The following is a 22,976-nucleotide window of genomic DNA, read 5'->3' as shown; positions in this document are numbered from 1 at the left end:
ATTTTAAGAGGCCCGGGATTCCCGGGCCTCTTTTCTGATTAATATGCAAATTGGTAATAACCCTGATTGTACCAGTACTGGAGATCTGCAAGCGTCATGCCGTAGTCCAGCTGCAGGTGGGGGTAATCCGGGAATGATGTCCAGTCGCCGCCCCAGTTGAAGCCGACGCTCTTCGCTATATTGCCGACGTCCTCCCAGTCGGAGACGCCGTTTCCGTTGGCATCACGGTCAAGTGACCAGTAGGCATTGCCGTAATGATCGGTCAGCACAAAGTCGATCGCAAGGCCGTAATTATGATAGGACTCACCGCCGCGGGCATTCGTCACGACCTGACCTTCTGTCGTCCGGCCCTGATTGTAGAGGGCATCCTGGTGTTCAAATGAACGATAGCCGTCCGTATATCTGATCAATATGCCCTGATCGGCGGCGATCTGCTTTACAAGGGCCGCCTTCTCAGCAACCTCGGGATGCAGACCGTAATAAACGCCGTCTGAGGCAGCTTTCGCTTTTCCGCCGTATGTAAGCGACAGCGTGAGCAGGAGTGCAGCTCCCAGTAAAATTTGTGAATACTTCTTGAATGAATGTTGCAAATAAATGTCCCCTTTCACAATTTTGTTACATTTTCACGGTAACATAGTGAGGAATCGGGGCAATGCTTCTTAACAATATGAAATTCAATTGTAATGGCGGTGTAATTTTTGAGGCAGATATAGTGAGAATATGTAAAAATATGTTACCGTCCGTATGTTATAATACCGTTTATATATTCATTTAGGAGAGGGGGTTCATAGTGGCTGAAGATATCGTCAAAAAAGGCACGGCGAATTTATGGCACGGCATTCATGCGGTCAAAGGGCGTTTATTTCTGACTGCAACACGTCTCATTCATGATCCCGCCATGATGCAGGTGAAGAAGACGAGGACGGAGATCATGCTTGAAGATGTCGAGACAGTGAGCATCGTGAACAATATGCTCGGGAAGATCCCGATACCGAACGGCATCCGGGTGACCACGGCAGATGGTGAGGAATTCCAGTTCGTGGTCAACCGGCGCAAGGACTGGGTGAGGAAGATCGAGCGCATGATTGAGACGCTGCCGGACAAGGCAGCCAAATGACTGGGCACCGCACCTGAATATGATAAAATTAAAGGTGAAATGACTGAAGGAGGAATGAAAGTGAACTTGAACGACTGGTTTGAAAAGGGACTGACATTCGATGAGTATGAAAAGGAACTGACGGATCATGAAGAGAACTATATGAAGATATATGAAAACTTCACGCTGCCTGAAGACGCAGCGTTCTTCAGACAGACGGCCGACAGCGGCGTCAGGGCCATAATCATCGCTGAGCCGTGGTGCGGCCACTGCATGATGAACCTGCCGATTTTCAGAAGAATCGCTGAAAAAGGTGAGATCGACACAAGAATCTCCCTCCGCGACACACATACTGAACTGATGGATGCTTATGAGACAGACGGCAAACGTGTGATACCGATCATCGTGCTGTTTAATGAAGACGGACAGGAAGTTGCAAAGTGGGGGCCGCGTGCGCCTGAAACTACCGAAATCCAGAAAGAAGTGCTGCGGGACATGCCTGAAAAAGGCTCGGACGAATACGACAAGATGTTCAAAGTGAAAGTCCGCGAGCTGGCGGAGACATTCGCAGGCAACGAAGTGCTGTGGCAGCATATTTATCAGGATATGAAAAAAAAGATCAATACGGCGATATAAGAATAAGCCTGCCCCTTTTATTGAGGGGCAGGCTTATTTTGGCCGGGTTGAGGCTGTGCTGCTCAGTTAACAAGAAAATTGGGGCTGAGTGAGCAGGAATGCGTCCGTGCTGCTCATTTAATATGAAATTAGGTGATGAATGAGCAGTAATTCCTCGACGCTGCTCATTTAACAAGAAATCCGGTGCTGAGTGAGCAGAAATACGTCTCCGCTGCTCAGTTAACAAGAAATCCGGGGCTGAGTGAGCAGAAATGTGTCCGTGCTGCTCATTCACCATGCAAACCTGCCACCGAGTGAGCAGCCGGGATTTTATTACAGTACCCGCCATCACTCATATTTCATTCCGGAGCCGTACACTTCGAGGCTGTGGAAGTCGACGGGGCCGGTCTTCACATAAAATACCGCGGGCACTGCGATTTCCGTGCAGATGACGTCACCCGGAGCGGCTCCCTCTTCCGCAACCGGCGTCAGTTCGAAGTTGAATTTCAGTATGCCGTCATCTTCCTCCACGGAAGTGAGTGTGTAGCCGCAGCCGTTCTCCATGATTGAGACTTCAAAAAGAAGAGCCTCTTCAAAATCTACATCTTCCGCGCCGATATCGGCACCGGTCTCTTCAACAGAGGTCATGAGCATATCTTCATCATGGATCAGCTCCGCACCGTTTTGGAATTCCTGTACCGGGACCGACTGGGATTTGGCGACCACTTCAAATCCGGTCTCCGCTTCCTCTCGGTCACCGGCTGCACAGCCGGAGAGCACCAGGACGAGGACAGCCGCGAAAAGAAGCGGTAATTTTTTATTCATACAAATCACCTACCGTTCCGACGGCCTGAGCCCGATGTACTGCAGCCGCTGGTTGAATAATTTCGGATAGGACATATAGCCGACCATGACCGAGGACAGGGCGGCGGTGGTCAGGATGAGGAACAGGATCAGCAACTGGTACATCACCGCTTCAAGCGGGTCTGCACCGCCGATGATCAATCCGCTCATCATGCCGGGGAGCTGCACGAGGCCCATCGTCTTCATCGCTTCGACGGTGGGGATCATGCTCGTCCGGATCGACGATTTCAGGCTCCTTGAAATCGCCGCTTCAGGTGCCCCGCCGAACGACAGTATCAGTTCGATCACTTCCTCACTGTTGACCAGTTCATCCTTGAACTTGTTGAGGAATAAAAGGGACAGGACCATGCAGTTGCCGATCACCATGCCGCTGATCGGGATGATCTGTTCAGGTTCTGCCGGAATGATGCTGAAGCCGAGCAGTATGCCCATCGAGACGGCTTCAACCGCGAACAGCGTGAAGATGATGATGGCGGTGATCCCCGGGATCCCGGTCCCTTTCTTCACGACGTTCTGGCTCGCTGCGGCGATCATCAGGAGGATCATCAGGATGATGAAGATGACGGAGTCACTTTCGAAAACGAACGTCAGTATGTATCCGATGATCAGAAGCTGGATGACCGACCTCACCGTTGCTATGATGATATCCTTCTCGAGCCCGAGCTTTAAAAATAAAGTCAGTCCGAGCGGGATGGCGACAAAGATCAATGACAGTCCAAGCTGCAAAAATGACATCAGTGTTCCCCCTTTACAAATGCCTGTATTTCAGGGTTATCGGTCCCGTCTATGAATTCCGCAGGGCCGTACTCGATGAGTTCGCCCTTCCTCAAAAACCACATATCATGGCTGACGCGCCTCGCCTGCTCCAGATCATGGGTGATCCAGATGACAGTGACCTCCTTTTCGGACTGGAGGCGCATAACAAGCCTTTCAATATCCCTGACAAGCACATAGTCGAGGCTTGAAGTGATCTCATCAAGGAGGAGGACCTCCGGCCTGTGCACAAAAGTGCGGGCTAGTGATATGCGGCTCCTTTCACCCCCGGAGACCTCCCTGACGGGGCGGGTGAGGAAGGATGCATCCAGCTCGACCATGTCGAGCAGTTCGGCTGCACGTGCTTCCCCGAGCACTTCACCGTGCACCTCGCACGGCAGGTTCAAGTTGTCGTAGACGGTGCCGTGGATCATGGGGGAACTCTGAAATGCCATGCTGACGGTTTTCCTGAGCCCGCTGATATCATAATCGAAAATGTCCTTCCCCCTGTACAGCACCTCCCCCGCGTCGGGCGAGAGAAGGCCGTTGATCATCTTGAGGCAGGTCGATTTTCCGGCACCGCTCGGCCCGACGAAAGTGGTGATCCTGCTTTCACGGAACGATCCCGTGATATTATGCAGAATATCATTGTGACTCACGTTCTTGAATTCTATAATGGGCATTATGAGTTTCCTCCTTTAAATATATGGTAAAATACCAGTAAGGTGATTTGATGATATATATAGGATTGACGGGCTGGGGAGACCACGATGATCTGTACACCGGCCTGACGAATAAAAAAGATAAATTGACTACATATTCCAGTTTCTTCCCGATAGTTGAACTGGATGCGACTTATTATGCCATCCAGCGGACCTCCGTGGTCGAGAAATGGTGCAGCGAGACGCCGAAGGAATTCAAATTCATCGTCAAGGCGCATCAATACATGACCGGTCACAGTGATTACAGGTCCCACTATGCCTCAATCAGGGAAGTGTTCAAAGCGTTCAAGGATATGTTATACCCTATGGCGGAACAAAACAAACTCGGCTTCGTCCTGCTGCAGTTCCCGCCGTGGTTCGACTGCACGGGAGAGAACATCCGTTACGTGAAATTCGCAAAAACGATGCTCGAACCATTCAAGGTGGCGGTCGAATTCAGGAACCAGACATGGTTTAAAAGTGAATTCAAGGAAGAGACACTGTCCTTCCTGCATGACAACGACATCATCCACAGCATATGCGATGAACCTCAGGCAGGTATCGGAAGCATACCATTCGTCAACCGGGTGACGGATGAGACGGCATTCATCCGCCTGCATGGACGCAATGCCCACGGCTGGACGCAGAAGGACCTCACCCAGGAAGAATGGCGGAATGTCCGCTACCTCTACGACTACAGCAAAGAAGAGCTTGAATGGCTGAAGCGGCAGGTTGAAATCCTCAGACATAAGACGAAGGACATCTATATCGTCTTCAACAACAACTCCGGAGGACATGCAAGCGGCAATGCACAGGATTTCATAGAGATGATGGGAATCAAATATACTGGATTGTCACCAAAACAATTGAGATTATTTTAAGGGGTAGTGCATATGGAATATCTAATATTGATATTAATCGGACTGTCTGCAGCTGCTTTGGGTTCACTGGTCGGTATCGGCGGGGGCGTCATCATAGTGCCCCTGTTGATCTTTTTTGGTATAGATAATGACATCATTTCAAATGTCACCCCCCAGTCTGCAGTCGGCACTTCGAGCATGGTGCTGATCTTCATCGGGCTTTCGGCGCTGATGTCCTACGGGCGGAGCAACCAGGTCGACCGCAAGAACGGGTTTTTATTCATGGCCGGCATCATCCCGGGGGCCCTTGCCGGGGCGTACTTGAGCGGCCTGTTCACGACCGAGAGCTTCAAGCTCTATTTCGGACTGTTCCTCATACTGCTGAGTGTGATCCTGATCGTGAGGGACCGCATCAAACCCCTCAGCATGTTTCAGGATGAGCGGTATGTACGGCCGCATGTGGACAACATGGGTAACGTCTACCATTACGGCTTCCCGCCGTATATCGCGATCATCGGAAGCTTCATCGCGGGCCTTACGGCAGGCCTGTTCGGCATCGGCGGCGGTGCGATCATGACCCCGATGATGCTGATACTGTTCCGCATGCCGGCATCCATCGCGATCGGCACAAGCATGCTGCTCGTCTTTTTCGGTGCACTGTCTTCTGCAACCGGCCATCTGCTGCAGGGCAACGTCAACTTCCTGCATACCCTCTTCCTCGTGCCTTCCGCATTCGTCGGTGCGAAAATCGGTGTATCCCTCAATCAGAGATTCGATTCTGATACGGTGGTCGCCGTCCTTAGGACGGTGCTGTTGCTGCTCGGTATATATATGATTATACAATCTTTTCTATAGGAGAGTGACATCATGGAAATAAAGCTCTTTCATACGAATGATATCCACAGTCATCTTTATAATTACTTGAAGATAAAGAACTATCTGCTCCACCAGAAAAAAAGATATAAGGAAAGAATGATGTATGTGGATCTCGGGGACCACGTCGACCGATCGCACCCTTATACGGAAGCGACGCTCGGAAAGGGGAACATCGACCTTTTGAATCAGGCGGGGTGCGATGTCGCCACACTCGGCAATAATGAGGGGATCACCCTTGAGATCGATGATCTGAAATCATTGTATGACGGAGCCGGATTTGATGTGGTGTGTGCAAACCTGCTTGAGAGCGGCGAACGGGAACCTTACTTCGAGCCGTATGTGATCAAGGAGATCAACGGCATAAAATTCGGATTCATCGGGCTCACCGTCGAATTCACGCCCTTCTATAAAGCGCTCGGCTGGAATGTCTCCGATGCTTTCGAATGGGTGGAGAAATGTGTGGACCAGCTGTCGGGCAGGGTGGACTGCATCGTGTTGATGAGCCACCTCGGGAAGTACGACGACGAGACGATCGCGATCCGCTTCCCTGAAATCGACATCATCCTCGGCTCGCATACACACCATCATTTCGACAAAGGCGAGCGGGTCGGGCCGGTGCTCATCGGGGCGGCGGGCAGGTTCGGGGACTATATCGGCGAAGTCACGCTGAACTTTGAAGGCGGGAAGCTCGTCCGGAAATCTGCACGCCTGATCGAGACGGATCTGCTTGCACATATCGATGATCCCTACTATGAATATGGCAGGGACTTGATGCGGGAGAGGGTCATACAATGGAATGCCCTGCCGATACCGAGGCACCTGTACCATACAAGCCGCTTCATCACACGGCTCGCCGGGATGATCCGAAAATTCACGGACACCGATGTAAGCATTGTGCACACAGGGCTGATCGCCAAAAATTTCGAAGGCGGCACATTGACGGACTACGAGCTCCATAAAGTGCTGCCCCATCCGATCAATGCAGTGAGGATAGAAGTCACCGGGCGTGAACTGAAGGACATATTGAGGCAGTCCATGCGCAATGAGTTCCGCGATGAAGTGGTGCGGGGCATGGGCTTCAGGGGTGACATCTTCGGCAGTTTCGTGACGGATAACATCGGCTACATCCAATCGAAGCGGGAATATTTCGTCGGCGGAAAACGGGTCAGGGATCATGCGAAATACACCATAGGTACGCTCGACATGTACACATTCGGCCGCATCTTCCCGCATTTCAAATCCTCGAGGAAAACTTATATGATGCCCGATTTCCTGAGGGATATCGTCAAGCGCTACAGTGACGATCTGTAGCTTGCCGTTTAAAACTTTTATGCTATAATATGAATGTTAATCGAATAGAAAAGTAGAGGTTGCAACCATTATCAGTATGGATGACGAGCAGGCATGCGTTGGAGTCATCCTGAAAGGAATGGCGGCCGAAGGGGGTTTTTGGCGGAAAAACCCCCTGGGACCAGGCTTAACAGGCCGGGTACTGTCATTATTATGATGCGCTACACGGATACATATTTTGTCACGTGGCGCATTACTGCCTCACGTGACTTTTTTATATTTTAGGAGGAAAATTCAATGGAGAGCTTTTTAGCATGGGAATACATGCCGCTGATACCGCCGCTTCTGACACTGGTCCTCGTCCTGTTGACCCGTAAAGTCGGCATCAGCCTGGGTGCGGGCATCATCACGTCGGCAATCGTCGTTGCGGGCGGAAGCATCATGGAAACACTCGGGCTTCTATGGGAGGCGTTTATCGGCATCTTCATAGATGATGGCAGCATCAATACTTGGGAAGCGTTCATACTGATATTCCTGACGATGCTCGGCATCATGACCGCTTTCATGAACATGTCCGGCGGTGCGAAGGCGTTCACCGGCTGGGCACTGGATAAATTCAGTACGAGGCGGAGCGCCGGGCTTGCAACGGGACTTCTCGGCATCATCGTTTTCATAGATGATTATTTCAGCGCCCTGATCACCGGCCAGGTTGCAAGGCCGCTTACGGATAAGCACAGGATATCCCGTGCAAAACTTGCATATTACGTGGATACGACGGCGTCCCCGGTCTCTGTGATCGCGCCGGTCTCAAGCTGGGGTGCGGGCATCATGGGGCTTGTCGCACCGCTGCTGCTTGCGGCGGGTCTCACATCCATTTCGCCGTTCCAGGCATTCCTTTACATGATTCCGATGAATTTCTATGTGATCACGGCGATTGCCATGATGTTCATCGTCATACTGATGCGCTTTGACATCGGTCCGATGAGGGAGCAGGAAAGGCGTGCGATCGTCGACGGTGAAGTCATTGACCACGGCAGGGAAGTGCCGGGCAATGTCGATGAAGATCTGCCGTCTGTGAACAACAGTTCAGCCAAGGCGCTACTTGTGCCGATGATCGGACTTGCGGTGACCGTCATCGTGATGATGTTCATCACCGGCGGACTTGAAGCGGGTTCATGGGATCTATTTTCCGTCCTTGAAAACACGCTGGTGACACACAGCCTGATCGCAGGTGGAATCGTCGGCCTCGGACTCAGCCTGTATTATTATTTCACTTATACAAAAAACAATGACCGTTTCGGTTCAGGCCATATCTGGCTCGGTGTGAAAAGCGGCTTCAAGGCCATGCTTCCGGCGATGGTGGTGCTGACCCTTGCATGGATGATCGGCAATCTGATCAGCCAGCTCGGTACGGGCGAAGTGCTCGGTGCAATGGTCGAGGAATCGAACCTGCCGGCGGGCATGCTGCTTGGCGTCGTCTTCGTCGTGGCGTGCATCATGGCACTGGCCACAGGGACGAGCTGGGGTTCGTTCGGCATATTGATTCCGGTCACTGGTGAGATCATGATTTCACTGGGTGAGACGGAACTCCTGATCCCGGCTGTAGCAGCAGTGCTTGCGGGTGCGGTTTTCGGCGACCACTGTTCCCCGATCTCCGACTCGACGATACTGTCTTCGACGGGTGCGGGAAGCAACCATATCACCCACGTGCTGACACAGCTGCCATATGCGGTGCTGTCGGCTGCAATCGCGCTTGCAGGCTACATCGTCCTCGGCATCACCTCGAGTGTATGGATCTCACTTGCAGTGATTGCTGCACTGCTCGGCGTTGTCGTCCTGGTTTCAAAACTGGTATACAAACCGATAGAAAAACCTGCTTCATGATTTGAAGACCTCTTCCGCCGGAAGAGGTTTTTTCAACGCTGTATACATGGGTCTGAATTTTATGATAATATGAAAACACTGAAGCATCATGGGTGATGAAGGAAGGAAAGAGGTGTAGCGGGCATGATCACGATAGATCATATGAATTTTGAACTGATTGAAAACTACAGGGATGCATTCGACGAAGAACAGTTCAAGGCGAAATACAGCGAGGTACTGAACAAATATGATTATATCGTCGGGGACATCGGTTATGAGAAACTGAGGCTCACCGGATTCCACCGTGACAATAAGAGGAAGGTGGAGCGGGATAAGAAATTCAGCGCCATCCAGGATTACCTGAGTGAGTACTGCAACTTCGGCTGCGCCTACTTCGTCCTCAGAAAAGTGACGAAAGAAGAGCTGAAGGCAAGGGAGACCGAAGGGGAAGTGCAGGACGGGGGACCCGCAGCCGAAGACCCGCCTGCTGAAACCGGCGATGCCCCGGCGTCAGCGGGTCAGGTGAAGGATAAAACCTATGCCGCCCTGAAGAAGATGGAAGAATGAAGGGCCGGGAGACCGGTCCTCTTTTTTAAACCGTACGGCCTTTATTCCATATCCCCCATGCCGGTCACGATGACCTGCCTTAAAAAGTCCTCGACTTCTTCGCCCTGTTCGGGCTCAAGGCCAAGGATGTGTGCGGTGTAGCCTTCTTCGTTAAGATCATCCGTGCCGATGATGCCGAAGCGGTTGCTCTGGGTGTTCAAAACGAGTGCTTTCCCGAAGAATCTGCCCGTATGGACGATTGCAAGGTCATATCTGCCGTGGTCGCCTGCAAATCCGACGTACCTTGAGTGTGTATCCTCGGTGTCATCATATAAGAAAAAGTCGATCATGATTATTTCCTCCGCTTCTACTGTGCTTTGCAAATTATGCTATCATAATATTATCATGACCACAAAGAATGTAGAGGAGTGTAGGCTTTGTATTTTGTAGACCGCGATTTACTCAATGAAAGGCTCGATTATATCGGAAGGCTCACAAAGGAGTTTGAAGATGCCGAAGGTTTTGCACTGGAACGCATCTGCCATATGCTGATCGAATCGACGGTGGACGTCGGCAATATGATCATCGACGGCTTCATTTTACGTGACCCGGGAAGTTATCTGGATGTGATTGAAATATTGAAGACCGAAGGCGCGATCCCTGAAGAGGATCAGAATGATTTCAAGGCGACTTTCGAATGGCGGAACACGCTCGTCCGTGAATACACCGCAATCGACCATGAAAGCATGAAGGCCGATTTCAAAAGACATCTCGGTGCCTATGAGCAGTACAAATCAAGAATTCATGCGTTCGCAGAAAATGACGGTCAGGCAGTGACCGCCTTCAAAGGTGAATGATATGTACAAAGGCTATCTTATAGACCTCGACGGCACGATGTACAACGGCAGTGAACTGATCGAAACGGCACGCGGGTTCGTCTCGGAACTCGAGAGGAAGGGTATCCCGTATGTTTTCCTCACGAACAATGCGACGAAATCGCAGGCAGAAGCGGTGCAGAAGCTGATCGCCATGGGCGTGGAGACATCCCCTGAAAACATGTACACATCCGCAATGGCGACGGCCGCCTATATCAGCACACACCACCGGGGCGCATCCGCCTACGTCATCGGCACATCATCCTTAAAAAGCATGCTGCAGGACGCGGGACTTACACTGTCAGAAGATGAGGCGGATATTGTCATCATGGGCCTCGATCCGGACATCGACTATGCGAAGCTTAAGCGTGCGGCACTCCTGATCGGCAAAGGGGCAGGATTCATCGCAACCAACCCGGACAGGCGTTTTCCGACCGAAGAGGGTATTGTACCGGGGAACGGAGCCCTGCAGCAGGTGCTGATCGAGACGACCGGGGTGGAGCCCGTGATCATCGGGAAGCCGAATGAATTCATCCTCGAAGGTGCGATGGCACAGCTGAAGCTCGAAAAGCACGAAGTGGCGCTCATCGGCGATAATTATGACACGGATATAATGACCGGGATCAACGGGGGCATCGACACGATACATGTGGATACAGGTGTCAGCCCGGCGGAGGAAGTACTGAAAAAAGATGTTTTACCGACACATACCATAAACAATTTATCAGAATGGAGCATTTGACATGACAAAAAAAGTGGTCGTTACAAGACAGATCAAAGAAGAACATTTAAAGCAGCTTAAAGAGAAATTCGAAGTTTTCATGTGGGACAGCGCCGGCGATCCGATGCCGAAGGAGAAGTTTTTGGAAGAGATGGAGGATGCCGATGCAGCACTCACGATGCTCAGCGAGAAAGTGGATGCCGAAATGTTCGGTACGGCGAAAAACCTGAAAGTCGTCTCGAATCTTGCCGTCGGCTTCGACAACATCGACCTGGATGCTGCGGCAGAGAACGGTGTGACGATCACCAATACACCGGAAGTGCTGACCGAGACGACCGCCGAACTCGCGTTTACGCTGATGCTCACTTCGGCACGCCGGATCATCGAAGCGAACCGTGAACTGGAGCGCGGCGACTGGACGGGATGGAGCCCGTATCATATGGCGGGCACAGACGTCTACGGCAAGACGGTCGGAATCTTCGGGATGGGTGCAATCGGTGCAGCTTTCGCCAGGCGCCTGAAGGGCTTCGACTGCCGTGTCATCTACCATAACCGCAGCGAATCGAAGTATGCAGCCGACCTGGATGCAGAACTGGTGTCATTCGATGAATTGCTCGAACAGTCGGATTTTGTCCTGTGCGCAGCGCCGCTCACCGATGAAACGAAGTATAAGTTCGATAAGGAAGCATTCAATAAAATGCAACCCCATGCGCATTTCATCAATATCGGACGCGGTGCGCATGTCGTGGAAGCGGACTTGAAGGAAGCTGTGGAATCCGGTGAAATCGCGGCCGCCGCACTCGATGTCTTCGACGGCGAACCGATTTCAAAAGACCATCCGTTCATCGGCATGGACAATATGACACTTCTCCCGCATATCGGCAGCGCCTCCGTTGCCACAAGGGATAACATGGTGCAGCTGTGTGTGGATAACATCACGCGTGTACTCGAAGGTGAACAGCCGCTCACCGAGGTGAAGTGAATTTTTTTAAGGGAGAGATGACCATGGAGAAAAGCACTGTCGGATCCGCCCTGACTTTCGATGAAGAACGATTCACCAAGATCGATATCTTCAAAAACAGGAACAGCTCGATGTTCATGTTGAATTTTACGCCCGGCCAGACGATGAAGTCGCATACCCACCCTGGGAAAGAGCTGTATCTACATGTACTCGCCGGACACGGTGAATTTTTGATTGAAGATGAAGCGGTCAATGTGACGGAAGGAGATGTCATCCATCTCGAAGCAGATGAAATGATCGGTTTTGAAAATGGTGATGCGCGCACTTCGATTTACGTCACGATGAACAGGATGCCTGTTTAAGATCCCTAGCCTATTGTTAACCCTTTTAATTAAAAGGTTAACAATAGGTTTTTTTCATGGTATGATATGAAAAACAACCAAGGAGGAATCACATTGAAAACAAAACATTTGGTGTTCGTCGCATTATTCGCAGCATTGATCGCAGTCGGTGCACAGATCAGGGTGCCCATCGGCCCCGTGCCTTTCACCCTGCAGATGCCGATGGTGCTGCTCACGGCACTCATACTCGGTTCTAAGCTCGGCGCATTGTCGACTTTGGTGTACATGCTCGTCGGATTGATTGGTGTGCCGGTGTTTGCTGGGAGCGGGGGGATCGGTGCACTCCTGTCACCAAGCTTCGGTTTCGTCCTCGGCTTCATCCCTGCGGCCTATATTGCGGGGATCGGGGTCAGGGAGGGGCAGCCGTTCCATCAGTCGCTGATCAATACATACCTTGCCCTCATTGTGACCTTCATATTCGGTATCGTATATTTCACCTTCATCATGAACATGGTCATCGGTACGCCGGTCGGGCTCATCGAAGCGCTGATGGTGACGGTCGTGCCTTTCATCATCAAGGATCTGATCGTCGGCACATTGACGGTGATGTTTGCACGTGTATTGAAAGCACGCGGGATTTTGAGGATCGCACATTGAAGTTTGTCATTCCCGGGCTTCAAACCATCTGATGACCGTGGCCGGATCCATAGTCCCGTCTGAGACGATTTCATCATTTACGGTGACCGCCGGGATCCCAAGGTCCCCTTCATCAAGCTGTTCCATCAGGTTCTCATCATGATCCGTCAGATTTTCAGTCTGCCGGATGTCGATGAAGTTGAAGAACAGATCATCATGGGGACGGATGCCTGGAAGGTGTGTCCGGAGTGCTTCATAAAGGGTGGACTTTTCGTCTTCCCGCCGGCCGTACACATTAATGACAAATTTCATATGAACATCCTCCTTTAAGATGATGGATTTTTATCGTGAAATCTATTATAATACATGTATATTGAAATCTGTATCAAATGATTGGAGGAATATACCAATGGCAACAACACAAGATACGATGTATGAACAAGTCGAAGTGGTTATAGAGAAGTTACGCCCTTTCCTGCTGAGGGACGGTGGCGACTGTGAGCTGGTGGATGTGGAGGACGGCATCGTCAAGCTGCGTCTGCTCGGTGCATGCGGTACATGCCCGAGTTCAACAATCACACTTAAAGCAGGTATTGAAAGAGCAATGCTCGAAGAAGTGCCAGGGTTCGTTGAAGTTGAACAAGTATTCTAAACTGATCGTTGGGGCTTAAACGTCCCAACGGTTTTTTATTTTAATGGAAGGAGGGGCAGGAATGTATCCGATGAATCTGGTTGAGTTCTGCAATGCGAATATGCAGAAGGGGTCGGACGAAGTTTTCAGACAGCTTGATGAGGACAACGATATAGATGTGCTGGATTATGAGTGCACGAATAATTGCGGTATATGCTCAAAAGCCATGTTTGCGATCGTCAACGGCCAGCTTGTCGGGGCACAGTCCGCTCCGGCGCTTCTGGATAAAGTGTATAAGCAGGTCGAACGTCAGGAACAGGCTGAAGACGAGTGGGATTTTTTGTAAGGACGGAAAGTTTGAGCTATAAAATAACTTCTTATATAATGGAGACAACGGAGGGTGATAATATGATTCAGATTGAACTCACTGAGAGTGCAGCATATGAAGTGAAGGATATGCTTGAGAAAAATGATATGGCGGACGGTTACCTACGATTCAAAGTGGAAGGCGGCGGCTGTACAGGCATGACTTACGGCATGGCGGCGGAATTTGAAAAGTCCGATCGTGATGAAGAGTATGAGTTCCACGGCGTCAAAGTGATCGTGGATAAATATGATGCCCCTGTGATCAACGGCACGGTCATCGACTTCAAGCAGTCGCTCATGGGCGGCGGATTCACGATTGATAATCCGAATGCCTCATTATCATGCGGCTGCGGCGCTTCATTCAGAACCAAGACTCATGCAGGTGCACCGGAAGATTGTTAAAAAGTTATCAAAAAGCCTTGAAATATTATATGTTAATCGCTAATATTAATAATGATATTAATATTAGCGATCTTATTTGATATAGATGAAATTATAATGTTTTTTAATTTATTAGGAAAAGGTGACTATAATTATGAGTTTTGAGAGAAAGAAGATCCTTGTGCTCGGTGCCGGATATGCTGGGTTATCAACTGTGACCAGACTTCAGAAGGTCCTGAGCTTCCAGGATGCAGATATCACTTTAATCAACAAGAATGAGTATCACTATGAAGCAACATGGCTGCACCAGGTCGCTGCCGGTACAATCCACTGGGAAGAAGCGGCATATCCAATCACGAGTGTCATCAATACTCAGAAAGTCAGATTTGTACCTGCTGAAGTGACGGCCATCCACCGCGACGAGCAGCGTGTTGAAACGAACCAGGGTGAGTTCGAGTACGATATCCTGGTGGTGGCACTCGGCTTCGAAAGTGAAACATTCGGCATCGAGGGCATGGACCAGTATGCGGAAACGATCACAAATTCAGAGACGGCCGTTGCGGCAAGGCAGGAGATCGAAAGGAACTTTGCGAACTATAAGACGTCCAATGATCCCCGCGACATCTCCATACTTGTCGGCGGTGCAGGGTTCACGGGTGTCGAGTTCCTTGGTGAGCTGACTGAAAGTATTCCGGCACTTGCAAATCAGTACAACATCAACTATGAGGATGTTAAGATCACCTGTGTTGAAGCAGCACCGTCGATGCTCCCTATGTTCAGTGATGAATTGACCCAGTATGCGGTCGATTACCTTGAAAGCAAGGGCATCGAGTTCAAAATAGGTACACCGATCGTTGCAGCGAATGAAAATGGTTTCGTCGTGAAAGTCAACGATGAGGAAACCCAGCTCGAAGCGAACAGTGTCATCTGGACGGCAGGTGTGCGCGGCAACAGCCTGATGGAAGAATCATTCGAAGGTGCCAAGCGCGGACGCGTCGTGACGAAACCTGACCTCACAATCGAAGGATACGACAATGTATTCGTCATCGGGGATGTGGCGGCAGTCATGAATGGGGAAGGTGAAGATGCCCGGCCTTGGCCGACAACTGCACAGATTGCGATGCAGATGGGCGACCACGCTGCCAAAAACATAAAAGATAAAATCAACGGCGAAAGAATGGCAGGATTCAGCTTTGACGATAAGGGCACGGTATGCTCACTCGGATCGGATGAAGGCATCGGAGTGGTGTTCGGCCGCGAAGTCAAAGGCCGCAGGGCAGCATTCCTGAAGCGCGTCGTCGATACAAGAGCCGTATTTAAAATCGGCGGTCCGTTCTTAGCTTATTCCAAAGGTAAATTTCTATAAAAAGTGATGAACAGGCATGGGCGAGTTTCTTGCCCATGCCTGTTTTTTTGGAGGTTTAAATCAAGTGGCAACTATCATTCAACTGATCATTTCCATGATTTTATTTTTCGTGCTTTTTTACGGCATCAGCTTTATACTGAACATGATTTTGAAGGTGACATGGCTGATGGTCATCGTCTATCCTTTCGTCATCATCCTTTTGATGGACGGCATATCGACCTTCCAGTACTTCACCCGTCCGGGTGAGTCTTTCCAGGCGGCCTATGATGGTCTTGCAGGACTCTCTTTGCCTGATATACTGATGCTTGGAAGCGGTTTTGCCGGAGTGGTCCTTGCAGGAGTCACGATACGTTATTTGAGGAATGCGGGTTACAAAATGTTCTAAGGGGAGAAGTATAATGAATTTCAAATTCCAGGAAAGATATGAAGCTTCAAAAGATCCGATCATCATCGGTTTGCCGGAGCATCCTGAAAATCTGCCGGATTTCGATGAGGTGGATTCATTATTGAACGGGGGGCTTCGTGACCTTGTTGATGAAAGGGTTTTATCGACGGCATTCGGGGAAATCACATCCACGGGTGTGACGATCCAGACAGAAGTGAAGAAAGTGATCGCGATCGGTCTCGGGGAGACCGGGGAGCTTACAAGCGACAAGATACATAAGGTGTTCGGACGGCTGTTCCAGCATTTGAAAAAGGGCTCGGTGGAGAGCGCATCGCTGATGTTCGATACATTCAATCATGACGTGAGGACGACTGCCGAAGCGCTCGGCTACATGTCGAATGTCAGCATATTCGAATATGCCGGTAAAAAGCATCAGGACGAAAGCCCGTTTTTGACCGGGTTCGAATTGATGATTACGTCGAAGGAACCGGTTGAGGATTATGTCTCATACGGCAGGACACTCGGGGAAAGCGTGAATTTTGCGCGGGTGTTCTCTGAGACGCCTCCGAATTTCATGACACCGGAAATCATGACGGAAAAGATCTCCGCGGCCTTCAAAGGCAGCAAGCATACCAAAATTGACATCAAGGACGAATTCGACTTGAGTGATGAGGGGTATGGGCTGATCACGGCCGTGGGCAAAGGCTCTGCCAACAAACCGCGTCTCGTCACGGTGGAATACCGCCATCCGGAGGCATATGACGTGAAGCCGGTGGCGCTTGTCGGCAAAGGCATCACATATGATTCCGGCGGTTATTCGATCAAAGGTAAGACGGGCATGCCCGGCATGAAGTATGATTTGAGCGGTGCGGCTAATGTCCTCGGCATGATCCACGGCATCATGGCACTTGAGCTGCCTGTGCATGTGGTGGCCACTGTCGTGCTTGCCGAAAATATGATCAGCGGGGCTGCAATGAAGCCGGACGATGTGTTCACTTCGCTCAGCGGCCAGACCGTTGAAGTGAAGAACACGGACGCGGAAGGCAGGCTGGTCCTTGGCGATGCAGTGCATCACGCCTCCCAGTATTCGCCGCGCGTCATCATGGACTTTGCCACCCTGACAGGTGCAGTGGTGGCAGCAATCGGTGATGAACGTACTGGAGTATTCACAAATAAAGGCGACGATCTCATCGCACCGATACTCGACCTTGCAGAAGAGACGGGTGAACGGCTCTGGAGGCTGCCGCTTGATGATATAGAAGAGCAGAAAGTGAAATCATCGGCGGTCGCAGACCTTGTGAACCACGTCGAAAAGCCCGGCAGGGCATCTTTTGCTGCATGTTTCATCAGGCAGTTCGCAAATGGCAGCCCATGGGTACATTTTGATATCGCGGGCACCGCGACACAATCGAAGGCGAATGCATACGGCCCCAAAGGGGCGACGGGTGTACTGATCAGATCAGTGATCAAAGCGGTGGAGCGTGATTTGATATGACCGGAAAAGAGCCATCGAACCTGCTTGAGTTTTTGAATATCGAAGTGGTGGAGGAATCGGATGGACATATGGTGATGTCCATGCCGATCACTCCGAAAGTGCATCAGACGAAAGGTTTCATACACGGCGGGGCGAATGTCGTGCTCGCAGAGACGGCGGCATCCGTCGGCGCATCAAGGCTGATCGGTGACGATGAGATCACGTTCGGCATGGAGATCAATGCCAATCATTTGAGGACGGTCCGGGACGGCATGATTTATGCGACGGCCCGGATGCGCCACAGGGGAAAGGGCACACAGGTATGGGAGATAGACATCACGGATGATGACGACAACCTCACATGCGTTTCAAGATGCACCATGGCGGTAAAGAAGAAAAGATAAATGTGTAATGAGTCCCATTAGTATAAAATAACTCATAAAAACAGTATCAATACACTTTCAATTCCATTTTTATTGTACAAATCACCGGATTTTTTGTTATGATGGTTTTTGTAAGAAATGGACAGTCGGCCCCGACTGTTGATAACTGAAAATTCATAATCAAATCTATATGCGTAATATAGTGAATTCTGGAGGAGTCTGTCACCAAGGCATAACTATGTCTTATTTGATGAGGGCTTCTTTTTTTTATTTAGGATGCCCTTGAAAATAAAAGAAATGATCTTTATCAGAGATATTGGGGGAACAGAGATGACTTTATTACATTTTGCAGTACTTGCACCCTTCTTATTTGCTGTACTGGTGCCATTTTTATTCAAATACATTAGGAAGATCCATACTGGCTGGTTCGTATTAGTCGTGCCACTCATTCTGTTCATCTATTTCCTGTCATTCATATCGGTGACTTCCGATGGACGGGATGAGATGCAGCGGATGGAATGGGTGCCGTCGCTCGGCATCAACTTCGATCTGTATGTCGACGGCCTGAGCCTGTTGTTTGCACTGCTGATCACCGGGATAGGGACGCTCGTCATCCTCTATTCGATCTTCTATCTGGCCGGCAAGAAAGAAAGGCTGAACCATTTTTACGTCTACATACTGTTATTCATGGGCGCAATGCTTGGTGTGGTCCTTTCCGATAACATCATCGTGCTCTATGTATTCTGGGAGATTACAAGTATTTCATCAGCACTGCTGATCAGCTACTGGTATACGAAGAAAGCATCGGTGTACGGTGCACAGAAATCCATGTACATCACGGTCTTCGGCGGACTTTCAATGCTCGGGGGCTTCTCGCTGCTCTATGTGATGGCCGGAACTTTCAGCATCAGGGAGATGGTCGGCAACGCCGATATCATATTGGGACATGATCTGTTCCTTGCGGCGATGATACTTGTCCTGCTCGGTGCATTCACGAAGTCTGCACAGTTTCCGTTCCATATCTGGCTGCCGGATGCGATGGAGGCGCCGACTCCGGTCAGTGCGTACCTGCATTCTGCGACCATGGTCAAGGCGGGGATCTACCTTGTCGCACGCATGACGCCGGTATTCGGCGGCGGTGCGGAGTGGTTCTGGATCATCACTTCCTTCGGTGTGTTCACGATGTTGTGGGGTGCCGTCTCGGCGGTGAGACAGAAGGACTTAAAAGCGATACTCGCATTTTCAACCGTCAGTCAGCTCGGTATGATCATGAGCCTGCTCGGTGCGGGGTCGGCCGCGTTCTACTATATGGACGGGGACAATGCATTGTACACGACAGCAATACTTGCTGCGGTGTTCCATCTGATCAACCATGCGACATTCAAAGGCAGCCTGTTCATGGTGGCGGGGATCGTCGACCATGAAACGGGTACAAGGGACATCAGGAAGCTCGGCGGCCTGATGACCATCATGCCGGTCACGGCCACCATTTCATTCATTGGTCTTGCAGCGATGGCGGGCCTGCCGCCGTTCAACGGCTTCCTGAGTAAAGAACTGTTCTTTACGGGGATCACCAATGTCGTCCAGTACGATATGTGGAATGGTGATACGATCGGCATGATCCTGCCGGTCGTTGCCTGGATCGCAAGCATATTCACCTTCGCCTACAGTGCGATCATCTTCTTCAGGACGTTCAGGGGCAAATTCAAGCCGGAGGCGCTTCCGGTCAAGAAAGTCCATGAAGCACCGGCAGGGCTGCTGATCAGTCCGATCGTGCTGGCCGTTGCAGTGCTGCTCATCAGCATCTTCCCGAATATGCTCGCCTATACGATCATCGAACCTGCGATGATGTCGATACTGCCGGGCATCTTGAGCGAAGGATCGGCATTCTATGTGGATATATACCACTGGCACGGCATCAACCTGGAATTGATGATGACCGCAGGTGCCGTCGCACTCGGAATCGTCGTCTACATCACGATGGACAAATGGTCGAAGCTCGGCATCTATCAGAGGGAGCGGGATATCATGACAGCAGCCTATGACAATGGTTATGATTTATTGATCAAAGGCTCACAGCTGCTCACTCGCGCCCAGATGACGGGCATGCTCAGGGATTACCTGGTGTATATGCTGCTGTTCATCATCGGTATAATGTTCTATACGATGTTCCGTTTCGAAGGCTTCCACTTCGGCATGGACAACGCAAGCGACATCGACATATTCATGTACTTCATCCTGGGCGCACTCGTCATCACGGTGCTGCTGCTTCCAAAAGTGAACAACAGGATGACTGCAATCATACTTGCAGGGTTCGCCGGTTTCCTGGTGGCCTTCATATTCACGGTATTCAGGGCGCCGGATCTTGCACTGACGCAGCTGATGGTCGAGACCGTCTCGGTCCTCCTGTTCATGGCAGTGTTCTATCACCTGCCGAACCTGACCAAGGATGACATCACACCGCTGACCAAGACGATCAACATCGTCGTTGCAGGCCTTGCAGGCCTCATGGTGACGTTGGTGTCGATCAGCGCATTCACATTCGGACAGACGACGTCCCTTGCGGCGATCTCCGAATACTATATAGAGAATTCCAAAATACTGGCCGGCGGATACAATATGGTCAACGTCGTCCTGGTCGATTTCCGTGGCCTGGATACCATGCTTGAGCTGCTCGTGCTCGGCATAGCGGCATTAGGCGTGGTATCACTGATCAAATTAAAAGTCAGGGAGAGTGATGATGTATGATAAAAGAACCGAATGATATGATGTTCCGCGTCTTCATCAGACTGATTGCGGTCATCGTCGTGACCTTCTCCATATATCTCTTCTTCTCCGGGCATAACGCGCCGGGGGGCGGTTTCATCGGTGGGCTGATGAGCGCCATCGCAATACTCGTCATCTATCTTGTGTTCGGCATCGACCGCATCAAAGCAGCGCTGCCGTTCAATTACACTTATATGATGAGCATAGGGCTGCTGCTTGCCATAGCGACGGGCATCATTTCCTGGATCGCCGGCTATCCTTACCTTAAGCAGTTCTTCGACTACTTCCAGCTGCCTTTCTTCGGAGAGGTGGAGCTGACGACCGCATTGATCTTCGATCTCGGCGTCTACCTGCTGGTTGTGGGTGCTGCGATGACATTCATACTGACGATAGTGGAGGATGATTCTTAATGGAGATACTAATGTCGGTAGTAATCGGCATATTGTTTGCCGTAGCCGTTTACCTGATGTTCTCAAGAAACATCATCCGGGTGCTCATCGGCACCCTGCTTTTGTCCCACAGTGTCCATCTGATACTGTTCACCATGGCAGGGCTGCAGAGAGGTGCACCGCCGCTGTTATTCCTTGAGGCGGAAGCATATGCGGATCCACTCCCGCAGGCGCTGATCCTGACAGCGATCGTCATCAACTTCGGTGTCACGGCTTTCGTATCCGTTCTTGTATACCGGACGTATCAGGAACATAAGACTGTGGATCTTTACGACCTGAGAGGAGAGAAAGATGAGTAACTTGATCATTTTACCTATAATATTTCCATTCATCATCGGAGCGGTGCTCGTCTTCTTTGCCAAAAAATCCAGGGCACAGAGAATCATCAGTGGTGTGAGTGTGCTCGCCATGGTGGGCCTGACGGCTTACCTGGCAATCATGGCCTACCAGCAGGACACCGTCATACTGGAAGCCGGTGACTGGGCCGCACCTTACGGAATCACGCTCGTTCTGGACAACCTTGCAGCACTCATGCTGCTCATAACGAGCATACTCGGTGCAGCCTGTCTGTTCTTTGCATTTGGGACGATTTCGGAAAAACGTGAGAGATATTATTTCTACCCATTCTACTTCTTCCTGCTGGTCGGGGTGAACGGGTCTTTCCTCACGGGGGATATATTCAACTTGTTCGTATTCTTCGAAGTCATGCTGCTGTCCTCATATGTCCTGATCGTCAACGGGGGCACGAAATACCAGCTGCGTGAGTCGTTCAAATATGTCATTTTGAACATCTTCGGATCCGCTCTGTTCGTCATGGCGGTCGCCTGGATCTATTCCATCACGGGTACCCTGAACTTTGCGCATCTGTCCGAGAGGGTCGCACAGCTTGAACAGCCGGGGATCCTCACCGTGGTGGGTGTGATGTTCTTCATCGTGTTCGCCGCCAAAGGGGCGCTGTTCCCGCTGTACTTCTGGCTGCCGAGATCATATTTCGGCCCGCCTGCCGCACTTGCGGCGCTGTTCGGGGGGCTGCTCACGAAAGTCGGAATCTATGCAATCATCCGGGTGTTCACGCTGATCTTTTATCATGAACCGCTGTTCACACATAAAGGCCTCATTGTGACGGTCGCCGGATTCACGATGCTGTTCGGGGTGCTCGGTGCCGTGTCGCAGTACGATTTCAAGCGCATCCTGTCCTACCACATCATATCCCAGGTCGGGTATATGGTCATGGGACTCGGCATCTTCACGCCGCTCGCCGTGGCCGGAGCGATCTACTACATCGTCCACCATATGTTCGTGAAGACCGCGCTCTTCCTCCTCGCGGGAGCGACGGAGAAGATCACAGGCACCACGAACATCAAGGAGATGGGCGGCCTTATCAAGTCGCACCCCGTGCTGACATGGTCGTTCTTCATCGCTGCGATTTCACTTGCAGGCATACCGCCGCTCAGCGGGTTCTTCAGTAAGTTCCCGATCATCCTGGGCGGTTTCCAGGAAGGGCAGTGGGTCATTTCGGCCGTGGCGCTGCTCGTCGGACTCCTGACACTCCTCTCCATGATGAAGATCTTCGGATATGTCTTCTGGGGTGAGAATAAACTGACCGATCGCCAGTACAGCACATCAGTGACCAATCTGTTGATACCGATCGCACCACTCGTCGCATTCTCAGTCATACTGGGACTTGCAGCTGAACCGATCTTCACATATTCACTGCACATCGCAGAGCAGATTCTGGAGCCGTCGAACTATGTGGATGCGGTACTTAAGGAGTAGA

28 protein-coding genes, 1 pseudogene and 1 riboswitch are annotated in these 22,976 nt (G+C 50.8%); of the genes and pseudogenes, 23 read left to right on the top strand and 6 right to left on the bottom strand.

The genetic code is table 11. The features are described from left to right. Window positions 1–38: 38 nt before the first annotated feature. A complete protein-coding gene (locus CRN96_RS11040; RefSeq protein WP_245844661.1) occupies window positions 39–590 on the bottom strand; it encodes a M15 family metallopeptidase in 552 nt (183 codons plus the stop codon). A gap of 200 nt (window positions 591–790) precedes the next feature. Between CRN96_RS11040 and CRN96_RS11035 the strand changes: the two genes are divergently transcribed. Continuing rightward, on the top strand, window positions 791–1,117 hold the full coding sequence (locus CRN96_RS11035) for a GRAM domain-containing protein (RefSeq protein ID WP_179647201.1): 327 nt from the start codon (window positions 791–793) through the stop codon (window positions 1,115–1,117). A gap of 54 nt (window positions 1,118–1,171) precedes the next feature. Further along, window positions 1,172–1,732 (top strand): thioredoxin family protein, encoded by a 561-nt coding sequence (locus tag CRN96_RS11030; RefSeq protein WP_218839935.1) that lies wholly within the window; start codon window positions 1,172–1,174, stop codon window positions 1,730–1,732. A gap of 327 nt (window positions 1,733–2,059) precedes the next feature. Here the strand turns inward: CRN96_RS11030 and CRN96_RS11025 are convergent, their stop codons facing one another. The 3 genes from CRN96_RS11025 to CRN96_RS11015 are packed head-to-tail and all read right to left on the bottom strand — an operon-like array spanning window position 2,060 to window position 4,011. Next, complete coding sequence (locus CRN96_RS11025; protein WP_097042132.1) at window positions 2,060–2,536, bottom strand: lipoprotein; 477 nt, start codon at window positions 2,534–2,536, stop codon at window positions 2,060–2,062. Window positions 2,537–2,545: 9 nt separating this feature from the next. Continuing rightward, a complete protein-coding gene (locus CRN96_RS11020) occupies window positions 2,546–3,310 on the bottom strand; it encodes an ABC transporter permease (protein ID WP_097042130.1) in 765 nt (254 codons plus the stop codon). Then, the gene (locus tag CRN96_RS11015; protein ID WP_097042127.1) at window positions 3,310–4,011 is read right to left on the bottom strand and encodes an ABC transporter ATP-binding protein; all 702 of its coding nucleotides are present in this window, start codon (window positions 4,009–4,011) and stop codon (window positions 3,310–3,312) included. Before CRN96_RS11015 ends, CRN96_RS11020 begins: the two co-directional genes overlap by 1 nt. 50 nt (window positions 4,012–4,061) lie before the next feature. Between CRN96_RS11015 and CRN96_RS11010 the strand changes: the two genes are divergently transcribed. The 5 genes from CRN96_RS11010 (at window position 4,062) to CRN96_RS10990 (ending at window position 9,485) form a co-directional block, all read left to right on the top strand. Then, entirely contained in the window at window positions 4,062–4,910 is an 849-nt protein-coding gene (locus CRN96_RS11010; protein ID WP_097042125.1) for a DUF72 domain-containing protein, read from the top strand. A 12-nt stretch (window positions 4,911–4,922) separates the two neighbouring features. Beyond that, entirely contained in the window at window positions 4,923–5,744 is an 822-nt protein-coding gene (locus CRN96_RS11005; RefSeq protein WP_097042122.1) for a sulfite exporter TauE/SafE family protein, read from the top strand. 12 nt (window positions 5,745–5,756) lie between these two features. Continuing rightward, window positions 5,757–7,076, top strand: coding sequence for a bifunctional metallophosphatase/5'-nucleotidase (locus CRN96_RS11000; protein ID WP_097042119.1), 1,320 nt, complete (start codon window positions 5,757–5,759; stop codon window positions 7,074–7,076). Window positions 7,077–7,121: 45 nt separating this feature from the next. Then, window positions 7,122–7,287: riboswitch (Lysine riboswitch) on the top strand. 65 nt (window positions 7,288–7,352) lie between these two features. Beyond that, on the top strand, window positions 7,353–8,939 hold the full coding sequence (locus CRN96_RS10995; protein WP_097042117.1) for a Na+/H+ antiporter NhaC family protein: 1,587 nt from the start codon (window positions 7,353–7,355) through the stop codon (window positions 8,937–8,939). A 123-nt stretch (window positions 8,940–9,062) separates the two neighbouring features. Then, a complete protein-coding gene (locus CRN96_RS10990) occupies window positions 9,063–9,485 on the top strand; it encodes a YutD family protein (protein WP_097042115.1) in 423 nt (140 codons plus the stop codon). Between the two features lie 41 nt (window positions 9,486–9,526). On the opposite strand, the gene CRN96_RS10985 is transcribed toward CRN96_RS10990, so the two are convergent. Further along, a complete protein-coding gene (locus tag CRN96_RS10985) occupies window positions 9,527–9,814 on the bottom strand; it encodes a DUF3055 domain-containing protein (RefSeq protein WP_097042113.1) in 288 nt (95 codons plus the stop codon). 87 nt (window positions 9,815–9,901) lie between these two features. On the opposite strand from CRN96_RS10985, the gene CRN96_RS10980 reads away from it, so the two are divergent. The 5 genes from CRN96_RS10980 to CRN96_RS10960 all read left to right on the top strand — a co-directional run bounded on the left by CRN96_RS10980 (window position 9,902) and on the right by CRN96_RS10960 (window position 13,019). Further along, on the top strand, window positions 9,902–10,321 hold the full coding sequence (locus CRN96_RS10980; protein WP_097042111.1) for a DUF86 domain-containing protein: 420 nt from the start codon (window positions 9,902–9,904) through the stop codon (window positions 10,319–10,321). A gap of 1 nt (window position 10,322) precedes the next feature. Further along, entirely contained in the window at window positions 10,323–11,081 is a 759-nt protein-coding gene (locus tag CRN96_RS10975; protein ID WP_097042109.1) for a TIGR01457 family HAD-type hydrolase, read from the top strand. Window position 11,082: 1 nt separating this feature from the next. Continuing rightward, the gene (locus CRN96_RS10970; RefSeq protein ID WP_097042107.1) at window positions 11,083–12,042 is read left to right on the top strand and encodes a 2-hydroxyacid dehydrogenase; all 960 of its coding nucleotides are present in this window, start codon (window positions 11,083–11,085) and stop codon (window positions 12,040–12,042) included. Between the two features lie 23 nt (window positions 12,043–12,065). Beyond that, the gene (locus CRN96_RS10965) at window positions 12,066–12,383 is read left to right on the top strand and encodes a cupin domain-containing protein (protein WP_097042104.1); all 318 of its coding nucleotides are present in this window, start codon (window positions 12,066–12,068) and stop codon (window positions 12,381–12,383) included. Between the two features lie 93 nt (window positions 12,384–12,476). Continuing rightward, a complete protein-coding gene (locus CRN96_RS10960; RefSeq protein ID WP_097042101.1) occupies window positions 12,477–13,019 on the top strand; it encodes a biotin transporter BioY in 543 nt (180 codons plus the stop codon). Window positions 13,020–13,025: 6 nt separating this feature from the next. Here CRN96_RS10960 and CRN96_RS10955 read toward each other — a convergent pair whose 3' ends face one another. Beyond that, window positions 13,026–13,310: a DUF1462 family protein gene (locus tag CRN96_RS10955; RefSeq protein WP_097042099.1), complete on the bottom strand. Its 285-nt coding sequence runs from the start codon at window positions 13,308–13,310 to the stop codon at window positions 13,026–13,028. A 115-nt stretch (window positions 13,311–13,425) separates the two neighbouring features. On the opposite strand from CRN96_RS10955, the pseudogene CRN96_RS10950 reads away from it, so the two are divergent. The 11 genes and pseudogenes from CRN96_RS10950 to CRN96_RS10900 all read left to right on the top strand — a co-directional run. Then, window positions 13,426–13,650: pseudogene (locus tag CRN96_RS10950) on the top strand (NifU family protein); the annotation flags it as partial. A 61-nt stretch (window positions 13,651–13,711) separates the two neighbouring features. Next, entirely contained in the window at window positions 13,712–13,975 is a 264-nt protein-coding gene (locus CRN96_RS10945) for a DUF1450 domain-containing protein (protein ID WP_425442545.1), read from the top strand. A gap of 62 nt (window positions 13,976–14,037) precedes the next feature. Then, on the top strand, window positions 14,038–14,397 hold the full coding sequence (locus CRN96_RS10940; RefSeq protein WP_097042097.1) for a HesB/IscA family protein: 360 nt from the start codon (window positions 14,038–14,040) through the stop codon (window positions 14,395–14,397). Window positions 14,398–14,530: 133 nt separating this feature from the next. Beyond that, entirely contained in the window at window positions 14,531–15,742 is a 1,212-nt protein-coding gene (locus CRN96_RS10935; protein ID WP_097042095.1) for an NAD(P)/FAD-dependent oxidoreductase, read from the top strand. Between the two features lie 64 nt (window positions 15,743–15,806). After that, the gene (locus CRN96_RS10930; RefSeq protein ID WP_097042093.1) at window positions 15,807–16,127 is read left to right on the top strand and encodes a YuiB family protein; all 321 of its coding nucleotides are present in this window, start codon (window positions 15,807–15,809) and stop codon (window positions 16,125–16,127) included. A 13-nt stretch (window positions 16,128–16,140) separates the two neighbouring features. Beyond that, on the top strand, window positions 16,141–17,622 hold the full coding sequence (locus CRN96_RS10925; RefSeq protein WP_097042091.1) for a leucyl aminopeptidase family protein: 1,482 nt from the start codon (window positions 16,141–16,143) through the stop codon (window positions 17,620–17,622). Beyond that, window positions 17,619–18,005 (top strand): PaaI family thioesterase, encoded by a 387-nt coding sequence (locus tag CRN96_RS10920; RefSeq protein WP_097042089.1) that lies wholly within the window; start codon window positions 17,619–17,621, stop codon window positions 18,003–18,005. The genes CRN96_RS10925 and CRN96_RS10920 overlap by 4 nt, the downstream gene beginning before the upstream one ends. Before the next feature lie 309 nt (window positions 18,006–18,314). Beyond that, window positions 18,315–20,732 (top strand): Na+/H+ antiporter subunit A, encoded by a 2,418-nt coding sequence (locus CRN96_RS10915; protein ID WP_097042087.1) that lies wholly within the window; start codon window positions 18,315–18,317, stop codon window positions 20,730–20,732. After that, on the top strand, window positions 20,729–21,160 hold the full coding sequence (locus CRN96_RS10910; RefSeq protein ID WP_179647199.1) for a Na(+)/H(+) antiporter subunit B: 432 nt from the start codon (window positions 20,729–20,731) through the stop codon (window positions 21,158–21,160). Before CRN96_RS10915 ends, CRN96_RS10910 begins: the two co-directional genes overlap by 4 nt. Next, complete coding sequence (locus CRN96_RS10905) at window positions 21,160–21,498, top strand: Na(+)/H(+) antiporter subunit C (protein WP_097042085.1); 339 nt, start codon at window positions 21,160–21,162, stop codon at window positions 21,496–21,498. The genes CRN96_RS10910 and CRN96_RS10905 overlap by 1 nt, the downstream gene beginning before the upstream one ends. Continuing rightward, complete coding sequence (locus CRN96_RS10900) at window positions 21,491–22,975, top strand: Na+/H+ antiporter subunit D (protein WP_097042083.1); 1,485 nt, start codon at window positions 21,491–21,493, stop codon at window positions 22,973–22,975. The genes CRN96_RS10905 and CRN96_RS10900 overlap by 8 nt, the downstream gene beginning before the upstream one ends. Window position 22,976 lies beyond the last annotated feature (1 nt).

The organism is Salinicoccus kekensis (assembly GCF_900220995.1).
Taxonomy (GTDB): Bacteria; Bacillota; Bacilli; order Staphylococcales; family Salinicoccaceae; genus Lacicoccus; species Lacicoccus kekensis.
This window is presented reverse-complemented; position numbering and strand designations above follow the sequence as displayed.